Annotated in this window: 23 protein-coding genes and 1 tRNA gene; 13 read left to right on the top strand and 11 right to left on the bottom strand. The window is 59.3% G+C overall.

The genetic code is table 11. From position 1 onward, the window contains the following. The first annotated feature begins 14 nt into the window (after positions 1 to 14). From JK199_RS01005 to infC, 3 genes are all read left to right on the top strand, one after another. Positions 15 to 929 (top strand): glycosyltransferase family 9 protein, encoded by a 915-nt coding sequence (locus JK199_RS01005; protein WP_212373562.1) that lies wholly within the window; start codon positions 15 to 17, stop codon positions 927 to 929. Between the two features lie 36 nt (positions 930 to 965). Further along, positions 966 to 2,897, top strand: coding sequence for a threonine--tRNA ligase (gene thrS / locus JK199_RS01000; protein WP_212373113.1), 1,932 nt, complete (start codon positions 966 to 968; stop codon positions 2,895 to 2,897). A gap of 169 nt (positions 2,898 to 3,066) precedes the next feature. Beyond that, a complete protein-coding gene (gene infC, locus JK199_RS00995; protein ID WP_025829015.1) occupies positions 3,067 to 3,588 on the top strand; it encodes a translation initiation factor IF-3 in 522 nt (173 codons plus the stop codon). Positions 3,589 to 3,740: 152 nt separating this feature from the next. Here the strand turns inward: infC and JK199_RS00990 are convergent, their stop codons facing one another. The 5 genes from JK199_RS00990 to JK199_RS00970 all read right to left on the bottom strand — a co-directional run bounded on the left by JK199_RS00990 (position 3,741) and on the right by JK199_RS00970 (position 8,287). Further along, on the bottom strand, positions 3,741 to 4,466 hold the full coding sequence (locus JK199_RS00990; protein ID WP_212373111.1) for an SIMPL domain-containing protein: 726 nt from the start codon (positions 4,464 to 4,466) through the stop codon (positions 3,741 to 3,743). Beyond that, a complete protein-coding gene (locus JK199_RS00985; RefSeq protein WP_212373109.1) occupies positions 4,466 to 4,819 on the bottom strand; it encodes a hypothetical protein in 354 nt (117 codons plus the stop codon). The genes JK199_RS00990 and JK199_RS00985 overlap by 1 nt, the downstream gene beginning before the upstream one ends. Positions 4,820 to 4,895: 76 nt before the next feature. Then, positions 4,896 to 6,374 carry a sensor histidine kinase gene (locus tag JK199_RS00980; RefSeq protein ID WP_212373107.1) on the bottom strand — a complete coding sequence of 493 codons (1,479 nt, stop codon included), beginning with the start codon at positions 6,372 to 6,374 and terminating at the stop codon, positions 4,896 to 4,898. Further along, positions 6,371 to 7,048, bottom strand: coding sequence for a winged helix-turn-helix domain-containing protein (locus JK199_RS00975; protein ID WP_025829011.1), 678 nt, complete (start codon positions 7,046 to 7,048; stop codon positions 6,371 to 6,373). The genes JK199_RS00980 and JK199_RS00975 overlap by 4 nt, the downstream gene beginning before the upstream one ends. A 72-nt stretch (positions 7,049 to 7,120) precedes the next feature. Continuing rightward, on the bottom strand, positions 7,121 to 8,287 hold the full coding sequence (locus JK199_RS00970) for an AI-2E family transporter (protein WP_025829010.1): 1,167 nt from the start codon (positions 8,285 to 8,287) through the stop codon (positions 7,121 to 7,123). 153 nt (positions 8,288 to 8,440) lie between these two features. Here JK199_RS00970 and JK199_RS00965 point away from each other — a divergent pair, with 153 nt between their 5' ends. Further along, positions 8,441 to 9,643: an MFS transporter gene (locus JK199_RS00965; RefSeq protein ID WP_086656277.1), complete on the top strand. Its 1,203-nt coding sequence runs from the start codon at positions 8,441 to 8,443 to the stop codon at positions 9,641 to 9,643. A gap of 39 nt (positions 9,644 to 9,682) precedes the next feature. On the opposite strand, the gene JK199_RS00960 is transcribed toward JK199_RS00965, so the two are convergent. Beyond that, positions 9,683 to 11,575: an ABC-F family ATP-binding cassette domain-containing protein gene (locus JK199_RS00960; protein ID WP_212373105.1), complete on the bottom strand. Its 1,893-nt coding sequence runs from the start codon at positions 11,573 to 11,575 to the stop codon at positions 9,683 to 9,685. 133 nt (positions 11,576 to 11,708) lie between these two features. Here JK199_RS00960 and ndk point away from each other — a divergent pair, with 133 nt between their 5' ends. Further along, positions 11,709 to 12,131 carry a nucleoside-diphosphate kinase gene (ndk, locus tag JK199_RS00955; RefSeq protein WP_043553592.1) on the top strand — a complete coding sequence of 141 codons (423 nt, stop codon included), beginning with the start codon at positions 11,709 to 11,711 and terminating at the stop codon, positions 12,129 to 12,131. Positions 12,132 to 12,566: 435 nt separating this feature from the next. Then, positions 12,567 to 14,108, top strand: coding sequence for a hopanoid C-3 methylase HpnR (gene hpnR, locus JK199_RS00950; protein ID WP_025827187.1), 1,542 nt, complete (start codon positions 12,567 to 12,569; stop codon positions 14,106 to 14,108). 140 nt (positions 14,109 to 14,248) lie between these two features. Here hpnR and JK199_RS00945 read toward each other — a convergent pair whose 3' ends face one another. Beyond that, positions 14,249 to 14,914, bottom strand: coding sequence for a hypothetical protein (locus JK199_RS00945; RefSeq protein WP_212373103.1), 666 nt, complete (start codon positions 14,912 to 14,914; stop codon positions 14,249 to 14,251). 205 nt (positions 14,915 to 15,119) lie between these two features. Between JK199_RS00945 and JK199_RS00940 the strand changes: the two genes are divergently transcribed. Further along, complete coding sequence (locus tag JK199_RS00940) at positions 15,120 to 15,332, top strand: heavy-metal-associated domain-containing protein (protein ID WP_025827182.1); 213 nt, start codon at positions 15,120 to 15,122, stop codon at positions 15,330 to 15,332. A gap of 183 nt (positions 15,333 to 15,515) precedes the next feature. Next, positions 15,516 to 15,785, top strand: coding sequence for a hypothetical protein (locus JK199_RS00935; protein WP_212373560.1), 270 nt, complete (start codon positions 15,516 to 15,518; stop codon positions 15,783 to 15,785). 30 nt (positions 15,786 to 15,815) lie between these two features. Here JK199_RS00935 and JK199_RS00930 read toward each other — a convergent pair whose 3' ends face one another. After that, positions 15,816 to 16,379, bottom strand: a complete 564-nt coding sequence (locus JK199_RS00930; protein ID WP_025827178.1) for an HNH endonuclease — start codon at positions 16,377 to 16,379, stop codon at positions 15,816 to 15,818. A gap of 215 nt (positions 16,380 to 16,594) precedes the next feature. On the opposite strand from JK199_RS00930, the gene gluQRS reads away from it, so the two are divergent. From gluQRS to JK199_RS00915, 3 genes are all read left to right on the top strand, one after another. Continuing rightward, positions 16,595 to 17,479 (top strand): tRNA glutamyl-Q(34) synthetase GluQRS, encoded by an 885-nt coding sequence (gene gluQRS / locus JK199_RS00925; protein ID WP_212373100.1) that lies wholly within the window; start codon positions 16,595 to 16,597, stop codon positions 17,477 to 17,479. A gap of 194 nt (positions 17,480 to 17,673) precedes the next feature. Further along, positions 17,674 to 18,876 (top strand): pyridoxal phosphate-dependent aminotransferase, encoded by a 1,203-nt coding sequence (locus tag JK199_RS00920; protein ID WP_212373098.1) that lies wholly within the window; start codon positions 17,674 to 17,676, stop codon positions 18,874 to 18,876. A 4-nt stretch (positions 18,877 to 18,880) separates the two neighbouring features. Further along, a complete protein-coding gene (locus tag JK199_RS00915) occupies positions 18,881 to 20,086 on the top strand; it encodes a pyridoxal phosphate-dependent aminotransferase (RefSeq protein ID WP_212373097.1) in 1,206 nt (401 codons plus the stop codon). 164 nt (positions 20,087 to 20,250) lie between these two features. Here JK199_RS00915 and JK199_RS00910 read toward each other — a convergent pair whose 3' ends face one another. Then, a complete protein-coding gene (locus tag JK199_RS00910) occupies positions 20,251 to 20,808 on the bottom strand; it encodes a helix-turn-helix domain-containing protein (protein ID WP_212373095.1) in 558 nt (185 codons plus the stop codon). A 26-nt stretch (positions 20,809 to 20,834) separates the two neighbouring features. Between JK199_RS00910 and JK199_RS00905 the strand changes: the two genes are divergently transcribed. Continuing rightward, a complete protein-coding gene (locus tag JK199_RS00905; protein ID WP_212373093.1) occupies positions 20,835 to 21,749 on the top strand; it encodes a DMT family transporter in 915 nt (304 codons plus the stop codon). A 54-nt stretch (positions 21,750 to 21,803) separates the two neighbouring features. Here JK199_RS00905 and JK199_RS00900 read toward each other — a convergent pair whose 3' ends face one another. Next, on the bottom strand, positions 21,804 to 22,850 hold the full coding sequence (locus JK199_RS00900; RefSeq protein WP_212373091.1) for an ABC transporter substrate-binding protein: 1,047 nt from the start codon (positions 22,848 to 22,850) through the stop codon (positions 21,804 to 21,806). Positions 22,851 to 22,971: 121 nt separating this feature from the next. On the opposite strand from JK199_RS00900, the gene JK199_RS00895 reads away from it, so the two are divergent. Then, positions 22,972 to 23,047: transfer RNA gene (locus JK199_RS00895), tRNA-Asn, on the top strand. 373 nt (positions 23,048 to 23,420) lie between these two features. Here the strand turns inward: JK199_RS00895 and JK199_RS00890 are convergent. Then, a complete protein-coding gene (locus JK199_RS00890; protein WP_212373089.1) occupies positions 23,421 to 24,047 on the bottom strand; it encodes a recombinase family protein in 627 nt (208 codons plus the stop codon). Between the last annotated feature and the right edge of the window lie 109 nt (positions 24,048 to 24,156).

The following is a 24,156-nucleotide window of genomic DNA, read 5'->3' as shown; positions in this document are numbered from 1 at the left end:
CGCAACCGCAGGCTGTGCAGCGTATTCTGGTCATCCGGCTGGGGGCGCTGGGGGATTTTGTGCAGAGCTTCGGCCCGTTTCAGGCTATCCGGGCGGCGCATCCTCAGGCGTCTATCACGCTCCTGACCACGCAGCCTTTTGTAGAACTGGCCCGTCTTTCTCCGTGGTTTGACGCAGTTGAGACCGACCAGCGGCCTGCATGGAGCAATCTTCCGGCCCTGCTGAAGCTCCGCCAGTCCCTGCGTAGCTACGACAGGATATACGACCTTCAGACTTCCAGCCGCACAGCACGTTATTTTGTGCTGGCCGGACGCCCGGCAAGCTGGTGCGGGCATGTGGGGCACGGCCCTCTGCGGCATGATAACCGCTGGAGGAATGACATGCATACAGGCCCCCGCCAGCGCGACCAGTTGCGGCGGGCAGGCATTGCGGATGTGCCGGTGCCGGATGTGTCATGGCTGGCGGAACGCGGGCCGCATCTGGACAGACCCTATGCGCTGATTGTGCCCGGAGCCTCCCCGCATCGCCCGGCCAAACGCTGGCCGGTGCGCCGGTATGCCGAACTTGCGGCCCGTCTTGAAAGTCTGGGTCTGCTCCCTGTCGTTGTGGGTGGCCGGGGGGAGACACCGCTGGCGGACATCATCCGGCAGGACTGCCCGCAGGCGCTGGACCTGACAGGTAAGACAACCTTGCCGGAACTGGCGGGGCTGGCCGCACGGGCGCAGATGGCGGTGGGGAATGATACCGGGCCAATGCATCTGGCCGCGCTGATGGGCTGCCCCTCCGTTGTGCTGTTTTCCGCGGACAGTAATCCGTCCCTTACCGCCCCGCTGGGGCGGGTGCCGGGGCAGGTTTGTGTGCTTTCTGTGCAGGATCTGGCGACACTTTCCGTCAACAGGGTTGCAGCCGCGCTCTCCTGCCGCCATTAGAAACCTTTCCAACCATCTGATCTCCGGAGTTCTTCCATGCCTGCCATCACCTTGCCTGACGGATCCGTTCGTAGTTTTGACGGGCCGGTTACGGGCACGGCCATTGCCGAAGCCATCGGGCCGGGGCTGGCCAAAGCGGCACTGGCCATGGAGGTCAACGGTGCATTGCAGGATATTGGCCGCGCCATAAGCGATGATGCCGCCGTCCGCTTTATTACCCGGAAAGACCCGGAGTCTCTGGAGATGATCCGGCATGACGCCGCCCACGTGCTGGCCGAAGCTGTGCAGTCTCTCTACCCCGGCACACAGGTGACCATCGGGCCGTCCATTGAAAACGGCTTTTATTACGACTTTTATCGCAACGAGCCGTTTACCCCGGAAGACTTCGCCGCGATTGAAGCGCGGATGAAGGACATCGTTGCCAATGCCGAGCCCTTTGTGCGGGAAGTCTGGCCGCGGGATAAGGCGATTGCCTTTTTTGAAGAGAAGGGGGAACGCTTCAAGGCCGAGCTGATCCGTGATCTGCCGGAAGATGAAGATATTTCCATCTACCGTCAGGGCGAGTGGCTGGACCTCTGCCGAGGCCCGCATCTGCGCAACACAAAGGATGTTGGCACGGCCTTCAAACTCATGAAAGTGGCCGGGGCTTACTGGCGCGGTGACCATCGCAACCCGATGCTGACCCGTGTTTACGGCACCGCATGGCGGGACCAGAAGGAACTGGACGCCCACCTGCACCAGCTTGAAGAGGCGGAACGCCGTGACCACCGCCGCATTGGCCGGGAAATGGACCTGTTCCATTTTCAGGAAGAAGCGGTGGGGCAGATCTTCTGGCACCATAAAGGCTGGCGTCTGTATTGCGCCCTTCAGGATTATATGCGCCGCGCCCAGACCCGTGGCGGCTATCAGGAAGTGCGGACCCCGCAACTGGTGGATCGTGGCCTGTGGGAAGCCTCCGGCCACTGGGACAAATACCGCCACCACATGTTTGTGGCGACGGTGGAGGACGAGGATAAGACCCTCGCTCTCAAACCCATGAACTGCCCGTGCCATGTGCAGATTTTCCGCCACGGCCTGCGCTCCTACCGTGAACTGCCGATGCGTATGGCGGAATTCGGGGCGTGCCACCGGTATGAACCCTCCGGCGCGCTGCATGGGCTGATGCGCGTGCGCGGCTTTACGCAGGATGATGCGCATATCTTCTGCACGGAAGACCAGATTGCGGATGAAACCGTGCAGTTCGTGCGCATGCTGCATGAGGTCTACAAGGATCTGGGCTTTGAGCATGTTCGCGTGAAGTTTGCGGACCGCCCGGAGCAGCGGGCCGGAAGTGACGAAACATGGGACAAAGCTGAAAGCGCGCTGAAGGAAGCGTGTGAAGTGGCCGGTGTGACGTATGAATATAACCCGGGTGAGGGCGCGTTCTACGGCCCCAAGCTGGAATTTGTGCTGCGTGACGCCATCGGGCGTGACTGGCAGTGCGGCACCCTTCAGGTCGATCTGGTGCTGCCGGAACGACTCGATGCGAGCTATATTGGCGAGGACTCAGCACGCCACCGGCCGGTAATGCTGCACCGCGCGATTCTTGGGTCCTTCGAGCGGTTCCTTGGTATTCTGATCGAGCAGCATGCTGGCCGGTTCCCGCTCTGGCTGGCCCCTGTGCAGGTGGTTGTCGCGTCTATCGTGAGTGATGCCGGAGCCTATGCGGAAGAGGTGGCCGCGGCCCTGCGCGCGGCTGGTCTGGCCGCGGAAGCCGATGTGCGCAACGACAAGATCAACGCCAAGATTCGTGAGCATAGTGTGGCGCGCGTGCCGGTTATTCTGGTGGTTGGCCGCCGGGAGGCGGAGGAGCGGACCGTGGCCATGCGCCGTCTGGGCGGGAAAGATCAGGAAACGCTCGGGTTTGATGAGGTTGTGGCCCTGATGGCTGAGGAAGCAACGCCGCCGGACCTGCGCAAAAAGGCGTGAGACTCGGCCGGTTGTTTTTGGCAGGGCTGGAATGAGTCTGTTTTCTGGCCGGATATGCTTGATAAACGGCTGAGAATTGCGCACATAATAACACCGTAAGCGGAAGCACCGGGAGGTGCTTCTGTTTGTTTTGTATCCATGACAGGAGCTGACCATAGCCAGACCCCCTATTCCCGCGCCGCCCACCCGCGAGGGACCACGTGTTAACGAAGAGATCCGCGTTCCGCAGGTTCGTCTGATTGACGAAGAAGGCGAGATGGCGGGTGTCATGTCGACCCGCGATGCGCTGGCTCGCGCTTATGGCGTCGGACTCGATCTTCTTGAGATCAGCCCGAACGCAGAACCGCCCGTTGCCAAGATTCTTGACTACGGCAAGTTCAAATACGAGCAGCAGAAAAAGCGTAACGAAGCCCGCAAGAAGCAGAAGGTCATTGAAATCAAGGAAGTCAAGGTTCGTCCGAATATCGACGAAAATGACTACCAGGTTAAAATGCGTTCCGTAAAAAGCTTCCTGGGGGATGGCGACAAGGTGAAAGTCACCCTGCGTTTCCGTGGCCGTGAAATGGCGCATCAGGAACTGGGCATCAAGGTGCTGGAGCGTATCCGGACCGAGATGGAAGAGCAGGCTAAAGTTGAACAGATGCCGCGTCTTGAAAACCGGCAGATGATCATGGTGCTGGCTCCCCGTTAAGCTCTGCCTCCGGGTGCAGGCTGATCTAAGCAGTCTGATCCGCCCGGCAGAACCAAAAAGCGCCTGTGCGAGGGGAAACCCCGCACAGGCGCTTTTTTTATGGCGAGTTGCCGCCCGCAGTAGATGCACAGGCGGCCAGTTTATCGTCCGGTTTACGGCGTCAGCAGAACTGTAGCGTTGGCGCTGGCATGCACCGTCTGGACTTCCGCTGTGCTGGAAGGCGGAGGGGCACCGTCGGCCAGACCGGCCCGTGCAGGCATTGCCATCAGCATGACGGGTCTGGGGTAGCCGCCATCGGAGATGGACACCTTGGCAAACCGCACAACATGCAGGCCAAGGGATGCAGCAAGGGTATCGGCCTGCTTTTTCAGGTCTTCAACGGCCTTTTTCTCGGCGTCCAGCTTCAGCGTTTTCTGGTTTTCGGGCGAGAGAGACCATGAAAGATCTTCCAGTATCAGCCCTTCCCCCTGAAGGTCTCCGGTCAGCGGCAGCAGGCCTGAACCATCGGGCGCGGTAAAGGTGAGGGACTGTGAGGCTGTCCATGAGGCAGGAGCCTTGTCCGGTCGCTCTTCTGAAACGGAATATTGCAGCACGGCGGCTTTGATCCCGGAGGTCTTGCCGGACTGTTCCACCGCTTTATGGACAAGCGTGTTGACAGCCTGCTGAGCGGCGGCGGCTGTTTTTGCCCGCCCTTCCGCCCGGAAATGCGCAGTAAGCTGGTCCGGTGCTGCCTGCACTGAGCCTGAGCCGCTGATATCCAGACGGGTGTAGGTCTCCTCCGGTTTTGTCTCCGCAAAGGCAAGGCCGGGAGCAATCAGGGCAACGGCCAGTGCAAAAGCTGGCACATGGAAGGAGGGGATTTGGGGTGAGAGGCGCATTACGGTGTTGTCCTTTTCAGGCTGACAATGGCGCGCCGCAGGCGGATCAGTCCGGAGCGAACCAGCCCCTGCCGGCACAGGTCTGTGCCTTCGTCCCGGAGCTGGCTGACAGTATGCGGCAAGACGCCCTGCGTCTTGTAAGTATCAATGACATGCGAGAGCCGGAGGCAGAACTCAACACTGTCTGAGGTAATGACCACAGGCTCGCTTGGGGGCAGCGCACGCATAATCCGCCGCTCCTCAGCAGGCGGGGCAGGGGGCATAACGGCCTGTGCTGACAGTCGTGTGGCGAGGGGTGTCACCACAAGACTCCCTAAAATCAGCACAAGGGTGAGAGGCAGGGGTCGTCTCATGCCCTGATAGTTTTAGGGGCGCAGTGTCTTTTTTAAGGCCGAAATGAGGGCATAAGTATTCGTTAATGTGCGCGCCTCAGAAGGGGTGAGGAGGGTCGCCAGCGCGTTCAGAAGAGGCTGTGGCCTCATCCGGCAGCGGGACGGTGATGCGGGCGAGCAACCCCGGGGTGTTTGAGGCCAGCTGCAACTGTCCGTCATGCAGGTGCACAATGGCCTCCACAAGAGACAGACCAAGGCCGGAACCGGGGGTATGTCTGGCCTGTTCCGCCCGGAAAAACCGCTCGGAAGCACGGGCTATATCGGCATCATTCATGCCGATCCCTTCATCCGTCACACTCAGGCTGAGCTGTCGGTCGCTGCTGCCATCTGAGCACCGTCCGGTGGTCAGGATTTCAGCAGACAGCGTGACTGTGCCGTTGGGGGGCGAGAACTTTATGGCGTTATCCAGCAGATTGGCCACGGCCTGCTGGAACATGGCGCGGTCTCCAAAAAAGGGCAGATGGTCGGGCAGGTGCCGCACACATTTCAGCCCGTGCTCTTCCGCCACGGCCTGATACAGGTCCGCCACATCCTGCAACGCCGGAACCAGATCAAACTGCACAAAGGCGGAGCGGCGCGCCCCGGATTCAATCTGGGCGATCCGCAGGAGTGCTTCAAAAATAGCAGTAACGTTGTCCAGATTACTGGCCGCCTGCTCCATCGCCGCGCGGAGTTCCGCCTCACTTGTTGCGTGCAGCGCGGCATCTTCCAGTTGGGCACGCGCCCGGGCGATGGGGGTGCGCAGGTCATGCGCAATGGCGTTTGAAACCTGCCGGACGCCTTCCATCAGGCGGCTGATCCGGTCCAGCATTTCATTGATGGTGATGGCAATTTCATCCAGCTCATCATCCGTGCCCTGCACCGGCATGCGGCGGGACATATCTCCGTGGGTAATCGCCTGCGTGGTGCGGCTGATGGACTGGATAACGTGCCGGAACAGCCGCCGGATAAGCCACCCACCGCCGACAGCCAGCAGAATGAGCATGAGGCACGCCCAGAGCAGCGTATCCGTGAGCATCTTGCGCAGCAGAGTGCGGCCGCTGATATCCCGCCCAATCAGCAGGTGGTACCCCTCCGGTAGAGCATAGGCCCGCACCTTGGCTGTATCCTGCGCAAAGGCGCGCTGAACGGGGAGGTTAAACCAGCGCTGGTCGCTGGTAATCTGGTGCGGCCATTCCGAGAGATTGCCCGCGACCCATTTCCTGTCTTTGTTGATCAGCAGATACAGGGCGTTGTCATCCACGTCCTGCTCCAGCCTGTCATCAATCACCATCGTCAGGCCGGTGGGGCCGCTTTCTTCCCAGATATTGAACAGGGAGCGGGAATCTATGGTGATCGCCTGTTCAACCTGATGCTCCAGCAGCCCGGCGGTTCCCCACCAGATAAAGGAGAAAAACAGGGCAGCGGAGCAGACAAAAAGCGTCCCGTAAACCAGTGCGAACCGTAAGCTGACCGAGCGGAGGCGTAGAAAGCCGGGCTGCGGGCTTGCGGGCGCAGAGGAGACCGGCGCGGTCATTCCTGCAACATATACCCCGCATTGCGGATGGTGTGGACAAGCGGACGGCCAAAGGGCTTGTCAATTTTCTGGCGCAGGCGTGAGACATGGACGTCAATCACGTTGGTCTGCGGGTCAAAATGGTAATCCCACACGCCTTCCAGCAGCATGGTGCGGGTTACAACCTGCCCGGCATGGCGCATCAGAAACTCAAGCAGCCGGAATTCACGCGGTTGCAGGTCAATCTTCTGCCCGGCCCGTTTGACCCCGCGGGAGAGCAGGTCAATTTCAAGATCCCCGACCACAAGGCGGGTCTGCGGCTGGGCCTCGTTCCGGTTGCGCCGGACAAGTGCTTCCAGACGCGCCTGAAGCTCACTGAAGGAGAAGGGCTTGGTGACGTAGTCATCGGCGCCAGCTTTCAGCCCGGCAACCTTTTCATCCACATCAGCGAGAGCCGAGAGCAGCAGCACAGGGGTTACGTTCCCCTGCCGCCGTAATGTTTCGAGAATATGGATGCCGTCCACGCCGCCCGGCAGCATCCGGTCCAGAATGATGATGTCAAAATTCTCGTTGGTGGCGAGGGACAACCCATCTTTGCCGTTTTCAGCCTGCTCGACGAGATGCCCTGATTCGGACAGGCCTTTAGCGATGAAGATTCTGACTGTTTGATCGTCTTCAACAAGAAGAATGCGCATTTCTGGACCAAGACTCCGGAAGTAATTACCAAAATCTTACGGTGTTCCTACCGGTTTGTCACGACGGAGTTTTTATACGCGTTCGTCATCTGAGAGAGGGGGCGTTAACCCATCAAAAATGGAGAGGAGTGCTGCGGTTAAGGGGGAGGCAAAAATCAGACCGGGGAACCCCAGAATGGCGCCAAACAGCGTCTGGGAGAGGACCGTGATGGCCGGGGGCATCTGCACGGCATGGCGCTGGATAACGGGTGCCAGAACATTCCCTTCAAAAAACTGGATCACGCTGTAGAGCACCGCCACCATGATGGTTTCCCGCGTGCCCAGAGACAGCGCCAGCAGCAGGGCGGGCACGGCCCCCATAATCGCGCCGATATAGGGGATAAAGTTACACAGCCCCGCCAGCACACCCAGTGCCAGAGCCAGCGGCACGCCGATAAACCAGAGGCCCACGCCGGAGAGAACACCCACCACCAGCATGTCCAGAGACTGTCCGGCAACCCAGGCCCACAGCGTCTGGCTGGCACGCAGCATCAGCATCCGGGCGCGGGGGCGCTGAGCGACAGGCACCAGCCGCAGAGCACCGTTGGCATACAGGGCCGGGTCCATGGCGAAATACAGTCCGGCGATCAGAATCACGACAATCGTGCCCGCAGCGCCAAAGGCGGAGCCAAGGATGCCAGTCATGGAGCCTGCAATCCGTGAGCCGAGCGAGGCGAGGCTGCCACCGCTGCCGCCCTGATTGCCCCCAAGGGAGGCGGGCAGATAATTCAGGATCATCTGGCCGGTGGGGTTATGCTGCAAGGTGGTGCGCAGAGAGGCTTCCTGCTGGCGCAGGGCATCCTGTAGTTTGGAGGCCTCGCTGACAATGGCCGGACCGCTGCCCCACACCAGTAACGCCACCGCTGCGATCAGCGCAGCCACCACGGCCGTCAGAGACCAGCCGTAGGGCAAGCGCAGATGTTTGACGAGAATTCTGGACAGGCCATGCAGCACCACGGCAAACAGCGTCGCGGCGAACAGGATGGTCAGCACATCCCCCAGTAGCCACACCATCAGCCCGATCACGGCCAGCCCCAGTGTCAGCCGCAGGATGTGGGTTATGCTGCCCAGCCACCCGGCGCTGTCCTCTGAGTTAGTTTCAGGGACGGGGCAGGACGGAGCGGCAGTATCCGTCTGTTTTTTGTCAGTTTGCTCAGATGATGCGGCGCAATCAGGCGGAGAAGCGGAGGCGGAAGTCATGGAAAGCAGTTCTTTCAAAGGAAGGAATGGCTATGTAACGACTGATGGGGATTTTAGTGACCGGGAACAGTACATATTTTTGTACGTTCTGTAATAAAATGTTCTGAATGAAATGATTCAGACAAAAATGAGAACTGGGGAGTGCGGGTAACGATGTCAGGCGGGAACGACGGGGGGCTTCAGGCAGCCTCAAAGGCCATTCTCGCTTTTGCTGTGGGAACATTTGCAATTGGAACAGGGGAGTTCGCGGCGATGGGGCTTTTGCCCCAGATTGCGGACAGCCTGCATGTGACAGCCCCAGAAGCCGGGGGCGCGATTTCCGCTTACGCGCTGGGTGTTGTGGTAGGTGCTCCTCTGGTTTCTGTGATCGGGGCGAGTTTTTCACGCCGTTCCCTGATGGTGGTGCTCATGGCGTGGTTTGCGGTGACAAACTGCCTGAGCACCTGTGCGACCTCCTTGCACATGCTGGAAATTGCCCGGTTTATTACGGGGCTGCCGCATGGCTCTTTTATGGGGGTGGCCGCGCTGGTTGCGGCGGGTCTGGTGGAGCGGGGGTACCGGGGGCGCGCCGTCGGGCGCGTGTTTGCGGGCATGACCATCGCCAATATTCTGGGCGCACCCTTTGCCAGTTATGCCGGAACGTATTTTGGCTGGCGGCTGTCTTATCTGCTGATCGGGCTGATCAGCGCGGTGTGCTGCGTGATGGTGCAGATGTTTGTGCCGTATGACGCCCCCAATCGTGCACGCTCCGCTCTGGGGGAACTGGCCGCGTTTTCCCGCAAGCAGGTCTGGTTTGTCATTGGCACGGTCGCTGTCGGGTGTGGGGGGATGTTCTGCGTCTATACCTATTTCTCCCTGACGTTGCAGAGCGTGACCCACGTGCCGGTCTGGGCGGTTCCTCTGTTCCAGTCGCTGTGGGGTGTCGGCATGTTTGTCGGCGCGTGGGTCGGCGGTATTGTGATGGACAGAAACCTGAAATGGGCAACCATCGGCGCGTTTATCTGGAATGCCGTTGCTTTGGGGCTGTTTGCGCTGGTTGCCACCAATATCCCCCTGACCGCTCTGGCGGTGTTCATGCTGGGGGGTGGTATTGCGCTTTCTCCCGCCATGCAGATGCGCCTGATGGATGTAGCGGCTGATGCGCAGACGCTTGCGGCCTCAATGAACCATGCGGCGTTTAATATGGCGAACGCGCTGGGAGCCTGGCTGGGTGGCCTTGTGCTGGTGGCCGGGTATGGGGACGCCGCAACCGGCTGGGCGGGCATGGCCCTGTCCTGCATCGGGCTTCTCCTGTTCCTGCTCTCTTTGTGGAGTGAGGCGCGGGACGGCAGGAAAGAAGCCCGTCTGGCTGGCTGATGCTAGCTCACTGACACCGGCAGACTGACGCCCGGAGCGTCAGTCCTCCAGGGCTGCGTTTTCTATTTCCGCTTCGGCTTCCAGCCAGCGTTCTTCCAGTTCCGCCTGTTCCTTGCCAATGGCGGCAAGGCGGGTGTTCAGGCGGGTGACTTCATCGGCCTTGCCGTCGGCGTAGAGAGCCGGGTCGGCGAGGGTTGTTTCAATTCTGGTGCGTTCCGTCGCCAGTCTGGCGAGCTTCGCTTCCGCATCTTTGATGATTTTGCGCAGCGGAGCCTGAGCCTTGCGGGCCTCGGCGCGTTCCCGCCGATCATCCTTACGGCTGGCCTGTGCGGAGGTATCCGGTTTTGTGCTGCGGTTGGCGGCACGGTTCTGCTCAATCAGCCAGCGGCGGTATTCGGCCATATCGCCTTCAAACGGCGTGACTTTCCCATCCGCGACCAGCCACAGCCGGTCCGCCACCATTTCAACCAGATGCGGGTCATGGCTGATCAGTAATACGGCCCCTTCAAACTCCGACAGGGCGCGGACCAGCGCATCCCGCGCATCCAGATCCAGATGGTTGGTCGGTTCGTCCAGAATCAGCAGTTGCGGGGCGTCGCGCGTGGCAAGCGCCAGGAGCAGCCGGGCTTTCTCACCGCCTGAAAGATCCTTGACCGGCGTTTCCGCCCGGTCCGCATCCAGCCCAAACCGCGCCAGTTGCGCCCGCACGACGGGCGGGAGGGCCTTGGGCAGGGCGCGCTCCATATGGTCAATCGGGGTCTGATGCAGCACCAGCTCTTCTGCCTGATGCTGGGCGAAGTAGCCGATTTTCAGGCGGGAGTTGCGCTCAACAGAGCCGGACATCGGCTCCAGACGCCCCGCAATCAGCTTGGCGAGGGTAGATTTCCCGTTTCCGTTTGCCCCCAGAAGGGCAATCCGGTCTTCCATATCCAGCCGGAAAGACAGATTGGTGAGAATGGGCGTGGTGCCATAGCCCACACTCACGCGATTGGCCGTGAACATGGGCGGGGCGAGTTGTTCCGGCTCCGGGAAGGCGAAGCGGGTAGGGGTCTCCTCCACCACACTTTCAATCACCGGCAGTTTTTCCAGCGCCTTCAGGCGGGCCTGTGCCTGCCGGGCTTTGGTGGCTTTGGCGCGGAAGCGGTCCACAAAGGACTGCATATGGGCGCGTTGCGCCGCGATTCGTTCAGCCGCGCGCGCCTGCTGCAACGCCTGTTCCGTGCGGATTCGTACAAAATTCTCATAGCCGCCGGGGGTGAGGCTGAGCTTGCCTTTGTCCAGATGCGCAATGGCGTCCACGCACGTATCCAGCAGTCCGCGATCATGGCTGACAATCAGCGCGGCTCCGGCAAAGCGCGTCAGCCAGCCTTCCAGCCAGAGAGTTGCTTCCAGATCGAGATGGTTGGTCGGTTCATCCAGCAGCAGAAGGTCGGGTTCTAAAAACAGGGCGGTCGCGAGGGAGACACGCATCCGCCAGCCACCGGAAAAGTCCGACACTGGGCGGCGCTGGGCTTCCGCACTAAAGCCGAGACCGGCCAGCACGGACCCGGCGCGGGCCGGGGCGCTGTCGGCCTGAATAGCGCGCAGGCGTTCATGAATTTCTGCAATACGGACCGGGTCTGTCGCGGTTTCGGCCTCGTTCAGCAGGGCTGTGCGCTCCGTATCGCCCGCCAGAACCGTTTCCATCAGGGAGGCTCCGTCAGCAGGGGCTTCCTGTTTGACGCGGGCCATGCGGGCGCGGGAAGAGAGGCGGATTTCCCCGCCATCCGGCGCAAGGTCCCCCGCAATGGCGGCCAGCAGGGTGGATTTTCCAGCCCCGTTCCGCCCCACCAGCCCGACCTTGCGGCCCGGTTCTATGGAGAGGTCCGCGTGGTCCAGAAGGGTGCGGCCAGCAATGCGGAGGGTCAGGTCGGAAATGACAAGAAGGCTCAAGGAGGGTCTCGTTCTGGCTGGAATCTTATTATGATCTGGTGAAGTACCTACCAGCCTGCGCGAATATGCTCTAGAGGAGCAGGCGGAAAGGCCGCTTTATTGTGCGGCCCGATTATGAATGAGGAGACCGCACATGGCGACAGAACGTACTCTTTCCATCATTAAGCCCGACGCCACCCGTCGTAACCTGACCGGCAAAATCAATGCCGTGTTTGAAGACGCAGGCCTGAAGATTGTGGCGCAGAAGCGCGTGCAGCTCACCCCGGCTCAGGCCGGTGCGTTCTACGCTGTGCATAAAGAACGCCCGTTTTACAACGATCTGGTGTCCTTCATGATCTCCGGCCCGGTGGTTCTGCAGGTTCTGGAAGGCGAAAACGCCGTTGCCAAGAACCGCGACGTCATGGGTGCCACGGACCCGAAGAAAGCTGAAGCACACACCATCCGTGCTCAGTTTGCTGAAAGCATTGAAGCTAACTCCGTGCACGGTTCCGACAGTGCAGAGAACGCTGCCAATGAAATCCGCTTCTTCTTTGCGGAAACCGAAATCCTTCCCTGAGAAGGTCGTTCATTTCAGCGCGGTCTTTGCCTGACGGCATGACTGCTCTGGTATGAGACACTCTGGCCCGTACCAGAACCTGGCGCGCCTCACGGCGTTCCGGGGGCTGGACGGGCCAGATGTGTATGAGGGCTGATGGTGTTCCCCACAGCGCCTCCTGCAGAATGCACATAAAAGTTATGAGCAGACCGGAGAGACCGTTCCGGAGGCTTGTCATGAAACTGCAATAATAGAAAAATAATGGTGTAACAAAGGGTTAAGGTGCGATTTTGCGTCCGCACACCCCTGTGAAGACATTTGTTTCCTGCATGGGTGGTGGGTTGTCAGCACCAAGGTTACGCGGGGCTGATCCTTTATGATCCAAGGCTCAAGAAATTCTGACAAACCGGTCGAGGCCATGCCTGTCTGTGGTCGCCCGTATAGGAAAGGAATGTCATGAAAGTCCTGGCGGTTCACCCCAGCGCCCTGATGTATACCAAGGTTTTTCTCCGGCTGGAGCCACTCGGGCTGGAACTGGTGGCAGGTGCGGCGCGGGACGCCGGGCATGACGTGCAGCTTATTGATCTGCAGGCTGAAACTCACAAGGATTACTGGGCGCTGCTGGACAGTTTTCAGCCGGATGTGGTGTGTTTTTCTGGAAACTACCTCGCCAATGTACCGGAAATTATCGACCTCTGCCGCGCCACGCGGGTGCGCTACCCCGATATTTTCCAGTTTATTGGCGGTCACTCAGTCTCCTTTATTGCGCGGGATGTGCTGGCTTTGTCCGAAGGGGCGGTCAACTGCATCCTGAAAGGGGAGGGGGACGCCTCCATCGGCCTGCTGCTGCGCGCACTGGAAGATGGCAAAGATCTGCTGAGCGTCCCCGGTGTAGTGACGATGGACGGGGAAGGGCCGCCGCCGGTTTTTGTGGAATCACTGGATGCCATCCGTCCGGCGCGTGACCTGCTGCGGCACCGCAATAAATACTTTATCGGCACGCTGGACCCTGCGGCCTCCATCGAATTTGCGCGGGGCTGCCCGTGGGACTGCACATTTTGTTCGGCATGGACGTTCTACGGCCGCTCTTACCGCACCGCCAGCCCGACCGTTATTGCGGATGAACTGGAAGAGATCAAAGAACCGGGCATCTTTATTGTGGATGATGTGGCCTTTGTGCATGAAGAGCACGGTATGGCCATTGCCAATGAAATTAAAAAACGCGGTATTAAAAAAGAATACTACCTGGAAACGCGGGCGGATGTGCTGCTGCGGAACAAGGAAGTGTTCAAGGTCTGGAGTGAGATCGGCCTGTCCTACATCTTCATCGGCATGGAAGCGGTGGATGAGGAAGGGCTGAAGCAGTTCCGTAAACGGGTCTCACTGGATAAGAACTTTGAGGCACTTGAGTATGCGCGGTCTCTGGGGCTGATTGTCGCGATCAACATTATTGCTGATCCTGACTGGGATCGCGCCCGGTTTGAGGCGGTGCGGCAGTGGTGTCTGGAAATTCCGGAAATCGTCAATATTTCCGTCACCACCCCGTATCCGGGCACGGAAATCTGGCACAAGGAAGCGCGCCGCCTGACCACGCGGGACTATCGCCTGTTTGATATCCAGCATGCCGTGCTGCCCACCAAGCTGCCCCTGCCGGAATTTTATGAAGAACTGGTGAAAACCCAGCAGGTGCTCAACACCAAACATATGGGCTGGGAAGCGCTGAAAGATACCGCAGGCATTGCGGGCCGTCTGTTATTGAAGGGGCAGACAAACTTCGTAAAAATGCTGTGGAAGTTCAATTCCGTCTTTAACCCCAAACTCCAGCTTGCCGACCATATGCGCAAAGCGCGTTACCTGATGCCCATCCAGCCGGATGTTGTGGACTCTGTGGACCGCAAAGACCTGTATGTGCATGGCCCGGGTGGCCGCAAAACCCGCGCGCTGGATGACGCGACAGAACAGTTTGTTGACAAGACCCGCATGAGCGAGAACGCCTGAGCTGAGAGCTGAGAGCTGAGAGCTGAGAGCTGAGAGCTGAGAGCTGAGAGCTGAGAGCTGAGAGCTGAGAGCTGAGGCAAGGATCTGGAACCTGAATCTTCTGTGTGGGAGCAGGTTTCAGGCTCCGGCGTAAAGACTGTTTACAAAGTGGTTGAGAAGGCGGGCGGCGGGAAGCTGAAAGCCCCGGCGGTGTAGCTTTCAATCACGGCGCTGAGAGGCGTGCCGTCCTGCCGGGCCAGTACCGCGTGATGCCGGAACAGGACAGGTGGAAAAACCAGAGGTGTGTCGGACCCGGTGGGGAGGGGGTGGAGTTCCCACCCCGTAGGCAACGGAGACCAGAGGCGCTCAGCCAGCACAAGGCGGCGCGTGAAGGCAAGGGACGCGGTGACACGCCCGAACGGGGTTTCTGTCGTGTCCAGCGCCGTGTTCATTTCCGCTGTCAGGCGGTCCGGCAGATACCAGTTTTCAGCGTCTGACAGAGTACGTTCGCCACAGATCAGCCGGACATGCCGGTAACGCAGCGCATCGGCCGGGCTATCATCAGATAATCCAAGAGCCTGCCGCAAGGCCGGCGGGCATGGGCGTGGCGGCGTTTGCTGGCAGACAGCCCGTACTGTGGGAACTGGAGCCAAGCGGTGCCGCCTGCTCCAGTCCTCCAGCGTCCGGGTGGCGCTGGACGTGCTGAGGAGGGCCGCATCCAGCTCGTTCAGCAGTGCTGTCAGCATCAGGCGATGCAGAGTTGTGGTCCGCCAGCATGTTTCCGGCTGAGGCGGGAGCGTTGCAGAAAAGTGAGGCGTGTCCGGCATAAGCGTATCTTACGCGCCAGCAGGCTCTCTGCCGAGAGGGGGAGTGTGAAAAGACGTGACTGCTGCCATCAGGCCCCTGCGGGTGGAGGACTATCCTGCCCCGTCGGATAGGGGTTGGGGCAGGAGGGGCGGATGGGGTACACTGTGCGCTGGTTCTGGCGCAATGCCGCCAGAGGGTAAGATTTCAATGCGAGGTGACGCACTCATGGCAACCACAGAAATAAGCTTTATGGTTGAAGGTATGACCTGTGATGGCTGTGTGTCCTCCATCAGGCGCGCTCTGGCCGCGGTGGATGGCGTAAAAAGCACGGACGTTAATCTGGCCACAGGCGAGGTAAAAGTGGAATATGACCCGGCACAGGCGGGCAAGTCCTCCCTGCAGAATGCTATTCTCGGGGCGGGGTTTGACGTCGGATAAAGTGGAAACCCTCTGTGTCATGCGGTCCGCACGGGGGGGATTTGCCAAGCCTTATACTAGGCGCAGGCGGCAAGGCATGGCAGGGTGATCAGCCCTGTCCGGCGTCTGGATGCCGGTGCGGTGTGGCGAGAAAAAAAGGTCAGCGTGGTTGTGAGACGGAACAAGAAGACACTCGGCTTTGGAATGATGCTCACCGGGCTTATGCTGCTGGGTGGCTGTTCCTCTGAAATTGGCCGGAAGCCTTTTCTGGATACGGATGTGTCCTGCCTGAGAAATCAGATGAAAGGCCCGATGTTCCTCAGCTTTCCTCTGGCGGCCAATACCTGCCAGCGCATGAGCAACCATAACTTCATTCTGGGTGAAAAAGACGCGCATCCGTTGCCGCTGAATTTGAAAGATGCGCCCGACCTGCAAAAGCAGGCGGATGACTATGGTTACAGCTACACCCGATAACACCGGGCGGCCCGGCTTTGTGCGGGGCTTTTAGCTTTCCAGTTCTGTGTCCCAGTACAAATAATCCCGCCAGCTTTCGTGCAGGTAATTGGGCGGAAAGGCCCGCCCATTATCCTGCAACTGCCATGATGTGGGGCGCACAGGTCTCTGGCGGGGCAGCATGTTGATGCTGTGCGGCAGATGCGGGCCTTTGCGCAGATTACAGATCCCGCAGGCGGTGACGACATTTTCCCATGTGGTGCGTCCGCCCTTGCAGCGGGGAATAACGTGGTCAAACGTCAGATCCTGCGTGGGGAGCTGGTCTCCGCAATACTGGCAGGAAAAATTGTCCCGCAGGAAAACATTAAAGCGCGTAAAGGCGGGTTTGCGGGCGGAGGGCACATAATCCTTCAGCGCAATAACGCTGGGCAGGCGGAAAGTCTGGTGGGGGGAATGGACTTCAGCATCATATTCGCTCAGCACCGAAACACGGTCGAGGCACACAGCTTTGATGGTATCCTGCCAGGACCAGAGGGAGAGCGGAAAATAGGAGAGCGGGCGGAAATCCGCGTTTAACACCAGAGCAGGGAAGTTTATCGTACTGCCGTCAGCCAAGACGCGCCTCCTTGGGGGAGTGAGGGCGCAACTTCCGGTGCTGGCGTTAAAACTCGTAACAGAACGCCGTCAGAAGTGCGTCGTCGAGATCAGTGTTGGCAGGAGTATTGCAGATAGAGTTGTTTATCGCAAGAAATGACCTAAGTATTTAACAAAACAGTATTATTGTCATTGTATGAGAGTGTTATGAGTCCTGTTCTGCCCGGTTGCGCCCTATGACGGAGTCTTCATGGGTGACACGTTTTGCGCCCAGCCCGACCGGGTTGTTGCATCTGGGGCATGTGGCGTCGGCTCTGGCAGGCTGGACGCAGAAGGGGCCGCACGGCCTCTGGCTGGTGCGGATGGAAGATATTGACCCCCAACGCTGCCGGGACGATTACGCCACGGCTTTACTGGAGGACCTGGACTGGCTGGGGTTGCGCTCTGCGGGTCCTGTGCTGCGACAATCCGGAAATATGCCTGCCTATCGCGCAACGCTGCACTGGCTGAAGCAGATGGGGGTGCTGTATCCCTGCTTTTGCACCCGCTCTGATATTGCGCGGGAATCTGCGGGCATGATGTCCGCCCCACATGCTGCGCCGGATGGGAGCCTGCTTTATCCCGGCACATGCCGTTCTCTGTCTGCCCCAGCGCGGGTGGCGGCTCTGGCAGCGGGAAAGCCGCATGTCTTGCGGCTGGATATGGCCAAGGCGCTCAATTCTCTCAGGACGGAGGTTCCTGCCGTCTGGCCTCTGACCTATCAGGATCTCGCACGCGGGACAGTGCAGTGCCAGCCTGAATTGTTTGGCGATGTTGTGCTGGCCAGACGGGATGTTCCGGCGTCCTACCATCTGTGTGTCACGCATGATGATGCCGCACAGGGTGTCACACTGGTGACACGCGGAGACGATCTGCGTCCCGCAACCGACCTGCACCGGCTGATACAGGCGCTGATGGGCTGGCCCGCGCCAGCGTATCTGTTTCACCCGTTATTATGTGATGCGCAGGGGCGGCGTCTTTCCAAGCGGGATGGCGCGAAAGCCGTCCGCGCCATGCGGGAGGCCGGTATGACGCCGGAGGATGTGCGTGCCGCTGCCGGATATCCCGACGCGCTGAGGTGAGCGATCCGGCAGTCTTGTGGGTCTGTATAAAAGATTTTTCATAAAATTTGCTGCCATGCGTGGTTTCCCCGGTTCCGCCGGACGCAGAAGCGCATTAGGGTGTCGGCCCTTGCCGGTTTTTTATCTCCATTCGGCCCTGTTCCGGCAGCCAGAGGCGGGGCCGATGGCATAATGTGTCAGGAAGTGTTGGAATTATGAGCATTGTTGCTGACCGTCTGAACAGGATCAGCCCGAGCCAGACGATTGTTATTTCGACCAAAGCGCGTGAGCTGAAGGCGCAGGGGCGGAATATCATCAGTCTTTCCGCTGGTGAGCCGGATTTCCGCACACCTGACAACATTGCCCGCGCCGCCATGAAGGCGATTGAAGACGGCCAGACCCGCTATACGGACGTGGCAGGCACCCCCGCTCTGCGCAAAGCCGTGGCGGAACGCTTCCGTCTGGATAGCGGTCTGGATTACACGCCAGAAGAAATCATTGTGTCCACCGGCGGCAAGCAGGTGATTTACAACGCCATGATGGCAACGCTCAATCCGGGTGATGAAGCCATTATTCCCGCACCGTGCTGGGTGTCTTACCCGGATATCGTGACGCTGGCAGAAGGCGTGCCGGTTATTGTGCCCTGCCGCCGGGAAAACGGCTTCAAGCTGACGGCTGAAGAGTTGGAAGCCGCGATTACGCCGCGCACAAAATGGCTTTTCCTGAATTCCCCCTGTAACCCGACCGGCGCGGCCTATTCCGCCGAGGACCTGCGGCCGCTGTGTGATGTGCTGCTGCGGCACCCGCATGTCTGGGTGTTTACAGACGATATTTACGCCAAGCTGACTTATGACGGCTTCCGTCCCGCCACGTTTGTGGAAGTCGAGCCGCTGCTGCGGTCCCGCACCGTGACGATGAATGGTGTCTCTAAAGCCTATGCCATGACAGGCTGGCGCATTGGCTTCTCCGGCGCGCCGGTGGAACTGACCAAAGCCATGAACAAGCTGCAGGGGCAGTCCACGTCCAACACCTGCTCCATTGCGCAGGCGGCGGCAGTTGAAGCTCTGACAGGCCCGCAGGACTTTATTGGCGGGATGGTCAAAACCTATCAGGCCCGGCGGGATCTGGTGGTAGACATGCTGAATGAGGCCGAAGGTTTGCAGTGTGACAAGCCGGAAGGTGCGTTTTACGTCTTCCCGTCCGTCAAGGCGTGCCTTGGCAAAACTTCCCCCGGTGGGCGTAAGCTGGAAACGGATGAGGATTTTGTGACAGCCCTGCTGGAAGAGGAAGGCGTTGCCGCTGTGCATGGCTCGGCCTTTATGTATCCGGATTACATGCGCATTTCCTATGCCACGGATACGGAAAGCCTGCGGGAAGCCTGCGCCCGCATCCAGCGTTTCTGCAAAGGGCTGATTTAAGAGTATGGCACGGTCTTTCGCGCGTCGGCTGGACGGACTTCCGGCTCCGGCAACCATTGAGATGGCACGCCGTGCCCGTGCGCTGCGGGCGGAAGGCAAGCCGGTTATTTCTCTGGCGCTGGGGGAGCCGGACTTCCCCACGCCACCCGCTGTGGTGGAGGCGGCTCATGCGGCCGCTCTGGCCGGGCAGACCAAATACCCGCCTGTGGACGGCACCCCTGCGCTGAAGGCCGCCATTGCCCGCAAGTTCACGCGGGAAAATGGACTGGACTACGCGCCGGATGAAATTATGGCGTCCAACGGCGGCAAGCAGGTTATTTTCAACGCCTTTATGGCGACACTCAACCCCGGTGATGAAGTGGTGGTGCCAGCGCCATACTGGGTGAGTTATCCGCTGATTGCCCGCATGTTTGGCGGTGTGCCGGTGGTAGTGCCCTGCCGGGAGGAAGAGGGCTTCAAGCTTGATCCCGCAGCCCTTGCGGCAGCGCTGACTCCAAAATCCCGCTGGCTTGTCCTGAACTTTCCCAATAACCCGACCGGGGCCGTCATGACGGCGGAGGAGCTTGAGCCGATTGCGGAAATCGTGCGGCGCTATCCCGATCTCTGGGTTCTGTCAGACGAAATTTACGAACATCTGGTGTTTGATGGCGTGCGTTCTGCCTCACTCGCCGCTGTTGCGCCGGACCTGAAAGACCGCATCATCACGCTCAATGGCGTTTCCAAAGCCTATGCCATGACGGGCTGGCGTGTTGGCTTTGCCGGAGGGCCGAAAGATCTGATTGCCGCCATGCGTGGCGTTCAGGGCAACGCGACATCCGGCATCTGCACCATTGCGCAGGCTGCGGCGGCGGCTGCGCTGGATGGCCCGGCGGATCTGGTGCAGGAAATGGCGGCAACCTATGGCCGCCGCAGGCAGATGGTGGTCGATGCGCTCCGGCGAATCCCCGGCCTGACCTGCGCCATGCCGGAAGGTGCCTTTTATGCTTACCCCGGTGTAGCGGGCTGCCTTGGCCGTACCACCGCAGGCGGCACACGGCTGGAAACCGACCATGATTTCGCATTGGCTTTTCTGGATGAAGGCTATGTGGCCACGGTGCCCGGCAGCGCGTTCGGGCAGTCTCCATATCTGCGTCTCTCCTGCGCCACGGGCGATGCAGATCTGATGGAGGCCTGTGCGCGTCTGGAGCGGTTTGTCAGCACGCTCCGCTGAAATTGGAACAGTAGGCTTGGGTCTGCCTGTTTTTCTGAGAAGGCGGGAGTGCCGCAGGGAACACTCCTGATCAGGTGGTCTTGTCGGACAGGCTGTTCCCGCTGATTGAAAGCATCAGGCGGGTTCTTTCACATGATTGGATGAGTGTGTGAGAGGTCGTGCGTTCAGGAAGAAACCGTACGCACAAAGCGCAGGATTTTCTTGCCAGCGTTCAGATAGGCATAGTTCTGTGCGCTGTTATAAATTGTAAAATCATTGGCCTGTACAAGCTGAGTTTCCGTATCGAACTCAAGGGTCAGCGTCCCTTCCAGCACAAAAATCATCTCGTGCCAGCCTTCCGGGTCAGGTTCCGCCACATAGCGTTCCCCCGGTGCGAGGGACCATAGCCAGAGCTGCGTATCATGCCGCGCAGGGGCCGCGCCCAAAAGAGTCGCCTTGCTGGCATCTGTCTTGCCGCGCCACATCACTTCCTCAATGCGGCGTAATTCCCGCTCCGGGTTGCTCACCAGTTTGAGAAAGGTTGTGTCCAGTGCTTCTGCCAGCCGGTCCAGACTCCCCAGACTAATATTGGCGTTGCCTGCTTCAAGACTGACAATCATGCGGCGGCTGATACCCGAGGCATTGGCCAGAGCCTCCTGACTCAGGCCTGCTTCCTTGCGCAGGCGACGCAGGTTTGTCCCCACATACTTTAAAACATCGGATCGTGGGGGTTGATTGTGCATTATAGTGCCCATATACGCTGCTAACTATGATCAAGACTCCACCCCCCTCAGGCTCTCGCGTCAAGTTCCTGTCCCAGCAGGAGATCATACTTGTCCTGATCACCATGCTGTGGGGGGCAACATTCCTGATCATCCATCATACCATGGAACATACCGGCCCGCTGTTTTTTGTGGGCGTGCGGTTTATTACGGCTGGTCTGATGTCCCTTCTGCTGTTCCGCAAATCCCTCGCGGGTATGACGCGGTATGAGCTGAAGGCCGGTTGCATGATCGGGGTGGGTGTTTTTCTGGGCTATACCTTTCAGACTCTGGGACTGAAGACTATTTCCAGCAGCCAGTCAGCGTTTATCACAGCGCTCTATGTCCCGATGGTGCCTTTTCTCCAGTGGGCGGTGCTGAAGCGCCGACCGCATATGATGAGCTGGGTTGGGGTGTTTATCGCATTTGTTGGCCTGATCTGCCTGACCGGGCCGGATGCGGCCAGTGGCCTCAGCTTCAGCCCCGGTGAAGTTGCGACTCTTCTCGGTGCTGTCTCCATAGCTGCGGAAATTATTCTGATCAGCCGCTATGCGCTGCGGGTGGACAGCCGCAGGGTGACCATCGTGCAGTTGCTGGTAGCAGGCCTGCTGGCACTGGTCTTTATGCCGGTGGCTGGTGAGCATGTTCCGGCGTTTTCATGGGTCTGGGTGGCATCTGGCGTAGGGCTGGGGGTGATGAGCGCGGTTATCCAGTTTGCCATGAACTGGGCGCAGAAAACGATTTCCGCCACGCGGGCGACGGTCATTTACGCAGGTGAACCTGTGTGGGCCGGGCTTGTGGGGCGCATTGCGGGGGAACGCCTGCCACCGCTGGCTATAGCCGGGGCCGGGCTGATTGTGCTGGGGGTTCTGGCGAGTGAAATTCGCCTGCCGCGTAAAAAGAAAGCGCCAGAACTGCCCTGAACCTGCGCTGCCCTGCGGGTGTCAGAAACAAAGGACGCGGAGGGGAAAAGTCTGTTAGCCGTTCAGCACATTACGTGTTGTGCGCCGGGCAATATCGGCGGCGGCTTCTGTATCGGGCAGCAGGCCGATAAGTTGCAATTCATCACAATACTGCGCAATCTGGTCGCGCAGCGCGTGGCCGGTTACGGGGCTGATGGCAGGCTGATGGCGCATCATGGCGCGCATGGTTTCAGTGCTGAACTCTGGTGATTCATCAGCAACCAGTGTTGCGGCCTCGTCCCTGTGCTGGTTGGCCCATTTTGCTGCGTCCCGCAATGCAAGGGTGAGGGCGGTTGCGGCGTCCGGATCTGTCTCCAGCGCGGTGTGAGAGGCGCCGAGAATCAGGCTGGTGCGGTCCGCGTAATGGCCAGTATTGCTGCTGACCAGTTCTGCAAACAGGTCCGGGTGGCTGTTGAGTAACTGCCACGCCAGCGGGTCATGCGCCACGAGCGCATCCAGAGTGCGGGCACTGGCGGCGTCTACCATCTGCTCGGCTGGCATATCCGTCCATGTGATGCCGTCCATGGCGTTAATGCCCTTACGGCGCATCATGATGGCAAAGAAGAATTTATCCGCGGCATTTTTATCAGGTACGGCTACAGTCCGGCCGACAAGCTGATCAAGCCGGGTGATGTTTGCTCCGCGCCGCACCAGCAGGCGGAAGGTACCGGGCTGGATGCCCAGAACAAGGCTGGCGGGCAGGCCGCTATACAGGCGCGGCAGCCATGTGAGGGCCGGAGCAACAGCATAATCGGCTTTGCCTGCAACCAGCGCATCCAGTGCATCATTGCCGTTCTGCGGCGCAAAAACCCCTTCCACATCCAGACTATAGCGGGCAAAAAATCCTTTCTGGTAGGCTACGGCCAGAACCGGCGCGGTATCCGCATGCGGCCAGATCAGCCTGAGTTTACGATACTGACCATCCGGCTGTCTGCGGTGGGAGCGTTTGTGCCTGTGGTGTTCAAACGCGCCCACCGTTCCGGCCACACCCAGTCCGGCAAGGCCTGTCAGAACAATTCTGCGGCGGAAAGCCGGGGCGGAGGAAGGTCCTTGTGCGCTCATGCGTCTTTCTTACCACGAGGAGCTTTGCGCGTCGTCTGCTCATAAAAACAGGAAACACAAAAAAAATGAAAAAAGGGGGTTTACGGCTCCCCCGGATCACGGTTATACGATGCCTCGCTGATCCCGAATAGCTCAGTTGGTAGAGCAAGCGACTGTTAATCGCTGGGTCGTAGGTTCGAGTCCTACTTCGGGAGCCAGCCTTTCTCACACAGTAAAATAATCCGGACAGATAGAAAAAATTATTGTCTGTTTTGCCGCGAAACGCGTCTCCCGATATCGCGCGCGTTTTTGCGGCCAGATGCGTTCCGGCGGCCTATGTGCGGCCTAATGGACAGAACATTACACGCAGGCTTTTTTGGGTGACCATCTGCTGGAAATTTCTTCGCGAAATTAGTCAAAAGCCATTATGTGTTCTGCGATTTAGGCATATTTTTCTGAGTATAGAAATCTAGCTAGGCAGAAAGAAAATCCCAACTATCCTTTGATCGCACTTCAGTTTTGACGAAACTGCTGGTTTGAGCAGCCGGGATCAGGCCGTCTGGGGCGGACCGATAGGGGGTGCCTGTAGGACTACGCTTTAGTCCTGCGTCGTTTCCCCGGCCTTTTTGCATAATGGACGTGGCTGTCCCGTCCACGGGCAATGCGTGAGACTGTGCTTTCGCTAATCCCGAAGGCTGTAGCAACAGATTTCAGAGTTTCTCCTTTCTGCCTCCGGCTTGTGATCTCCTGCCTCTGCACGTCCGTTATTTGCCTCGGCCGCCCCATGCGCTTGCCCTGCTCCATCGCACGAGCGCGTCCTTCCGCTGTACGCGTGCGGATAAGGTCGCGCTCCACATCAGCAAGACCACCAAGGACTGCAAGCATCAGCCTGCCTGTACTTGTGCTGGTGTCAGTCCAGGGCTCGGCCAGAGAATAAAACTGGGCCTTTTTGTCCGTGATCGTTTTAACGATAGAGAACAGGTCAAATGTACTGCGTGCCAGACGATCAAGCCGGGTCACCACCACGCTCTGGCCGGGTTTAAGGCTGGCAAGGAGCTTGCGGAGTTCAGGGCGCTCAGCGTCCGCCCCGCTGGCCTTCTCGCGGTAGATACGGCGACATCCGAATTCCTTGAGTGTGTTGAGTTGAAGTTCCAGAGTCTGCCCCGTGGTACTGACGCGGGCATACCCGACTTTGCGGCGTGTGATGCAGGTATTCATTCACCCATAAAGAGCTGAAAATGCTTAAGAGTTGCTTGATAAAGTCTTAATTTGCGCAAGCCGAAAAGTCCCGTCTTGCAAAGTGTTAATGAACCGTAAAAACGCTTAC

Source organism: Acetobacter persici (assembly GCF_018256955.1).
GTDB lineage: Bacteria > Pseudomonadota > Alphaproteobacteria > Acetobacterales > Acetobacteraceae > Acetobacter > Acetobacter persici.
This window is presented reverse-complemented; position numbering and strand designations above follow the sequence as displayed.

Coding starts and splice junctions, on each gene's coding strand:
- thrS (WP_212373113.1), top strand. CDS start 966: ATGCCTGCCATCACCTTGCCTGACGGATCCGTTCGTAGTTTTGACGGG.
- JK199_RS00990 (WP_212373111.1), bottom strand. CDS start 4,466: ATGCGCCTCTCACCCCAAATCCCCTCCTTCCATGTGCCAGCTTTTGCA.
- JK199_RS00985 (WP_212373109.1), bottom strand. CDS start 4,819: ATGAGACGACCCCTGCCTCTCACCCTTGTGCTGATTTTAGGGAGTCTT.
- JK199_RS00980 (WP_212373107.1), bottom strand. CDS start 6,374: ATGACCGCGCCGGTCTCCTCTGCGCCCGCAAGCCCGCAGCCCGGCTTT.
- JK199_RS00975 (WP_025829011.1), bottom strand. CDS start 7,048: ATGCGCATTCTTCTTGTTGAAGACGATCAAACAGTCAGAATCTTCATC.
- JK199_RS00970 (WP_025829010.1), bottom strand. CDS start 8,287: ATGACTTCCGCCTCCGCTTCTCCGCCTGATTGCGCCGCATCATCTGAG.
- JK199_RS00965 (WP_086656277.1), top strand. CDS start 8,441: ATGTCAGGCGGGAACGACGGGGGGCTTCAGGCAGCCTCAAAGGCCATT.
- ndk (WP_043553592.1), top strand. CDS start 11,709: ATGGCGACAGAACGTACTCTTTCCATCATTAAGCCCGACGCCACCCGT.
- hpnR (WP_025827187.1), top strand. CDS start 12,567: ATGAAAGTCCTGGCGGTTCACCCCAGCGCCCTGATGTATACCAAGGTT.
- JK199_RS00945 (WP_212373103.1), bottom strand. CDS start 14,914: ATGCCGGACACGCCTCACTTTTCTGCAACGCTCCCGCCTCAGCCGGAA.
- JK199_RS00940 (WP_025827182.1), top strand. CDS start 15,120: ATGGCAACCACAGAAATAAGCTTTATGGTTGAAGGTATGACCTGTGAT.
- JK199_RS00935 (WP_212373560.1), top strand. CDS start 15,516: ATGATGCTCACCGGGCTTATGCTGCTGGGTGGCTGTTCCTCTGAAATT.
- gluQRS (WP_212373100.1), top strand. CDS start 16,595: ATGACGGAGTCTTCATGGGTGACACGTTTTGCGCCCAGCCCGACCGGG.
- JK199_RS00920 (WP_212373098.1), top strand. CDS start 17,674: ATGAGCATTGTTGCTGACCGTCTGAACAGGATCAGCCCGAGCCAGACG.
- JK199_RS00915 (WP_212373097.1), top strand. CDS start 18,881: ATGGCACGGTCTTTCGCGCGTCGGCTGGACGGACTTCCGGCTCCGGCA.
- JK199_RS00910 (WP_212373095.1), bottom strand. CDS start 20,808: ATGCACAATCAACCCCCACGATCCGATGTTTTAAAGTATGTGGGGACA.
- JK199_RS00905 (WP_212373093.1), top strand. CDS start 20,835: ATGATCAAGACTCCACCCCCCTCAGGCTCTCGCGTCAAGTTCCTGTCC.
- JK199_RS00900 (WP_212373091.1), bottom strand. CDS start 22,850: ATGAGCGCACAAGGACCTTCCTCCGCCCCGGCTTTCCGCCGCAGAATT.
- JK199_RS00890 (WP_212373089.1), bottom strand. CDS start 24,047: ATGAATACCTGCATCACACGCCGCAAAGTCGGGTATGCCCGCGTCAGT.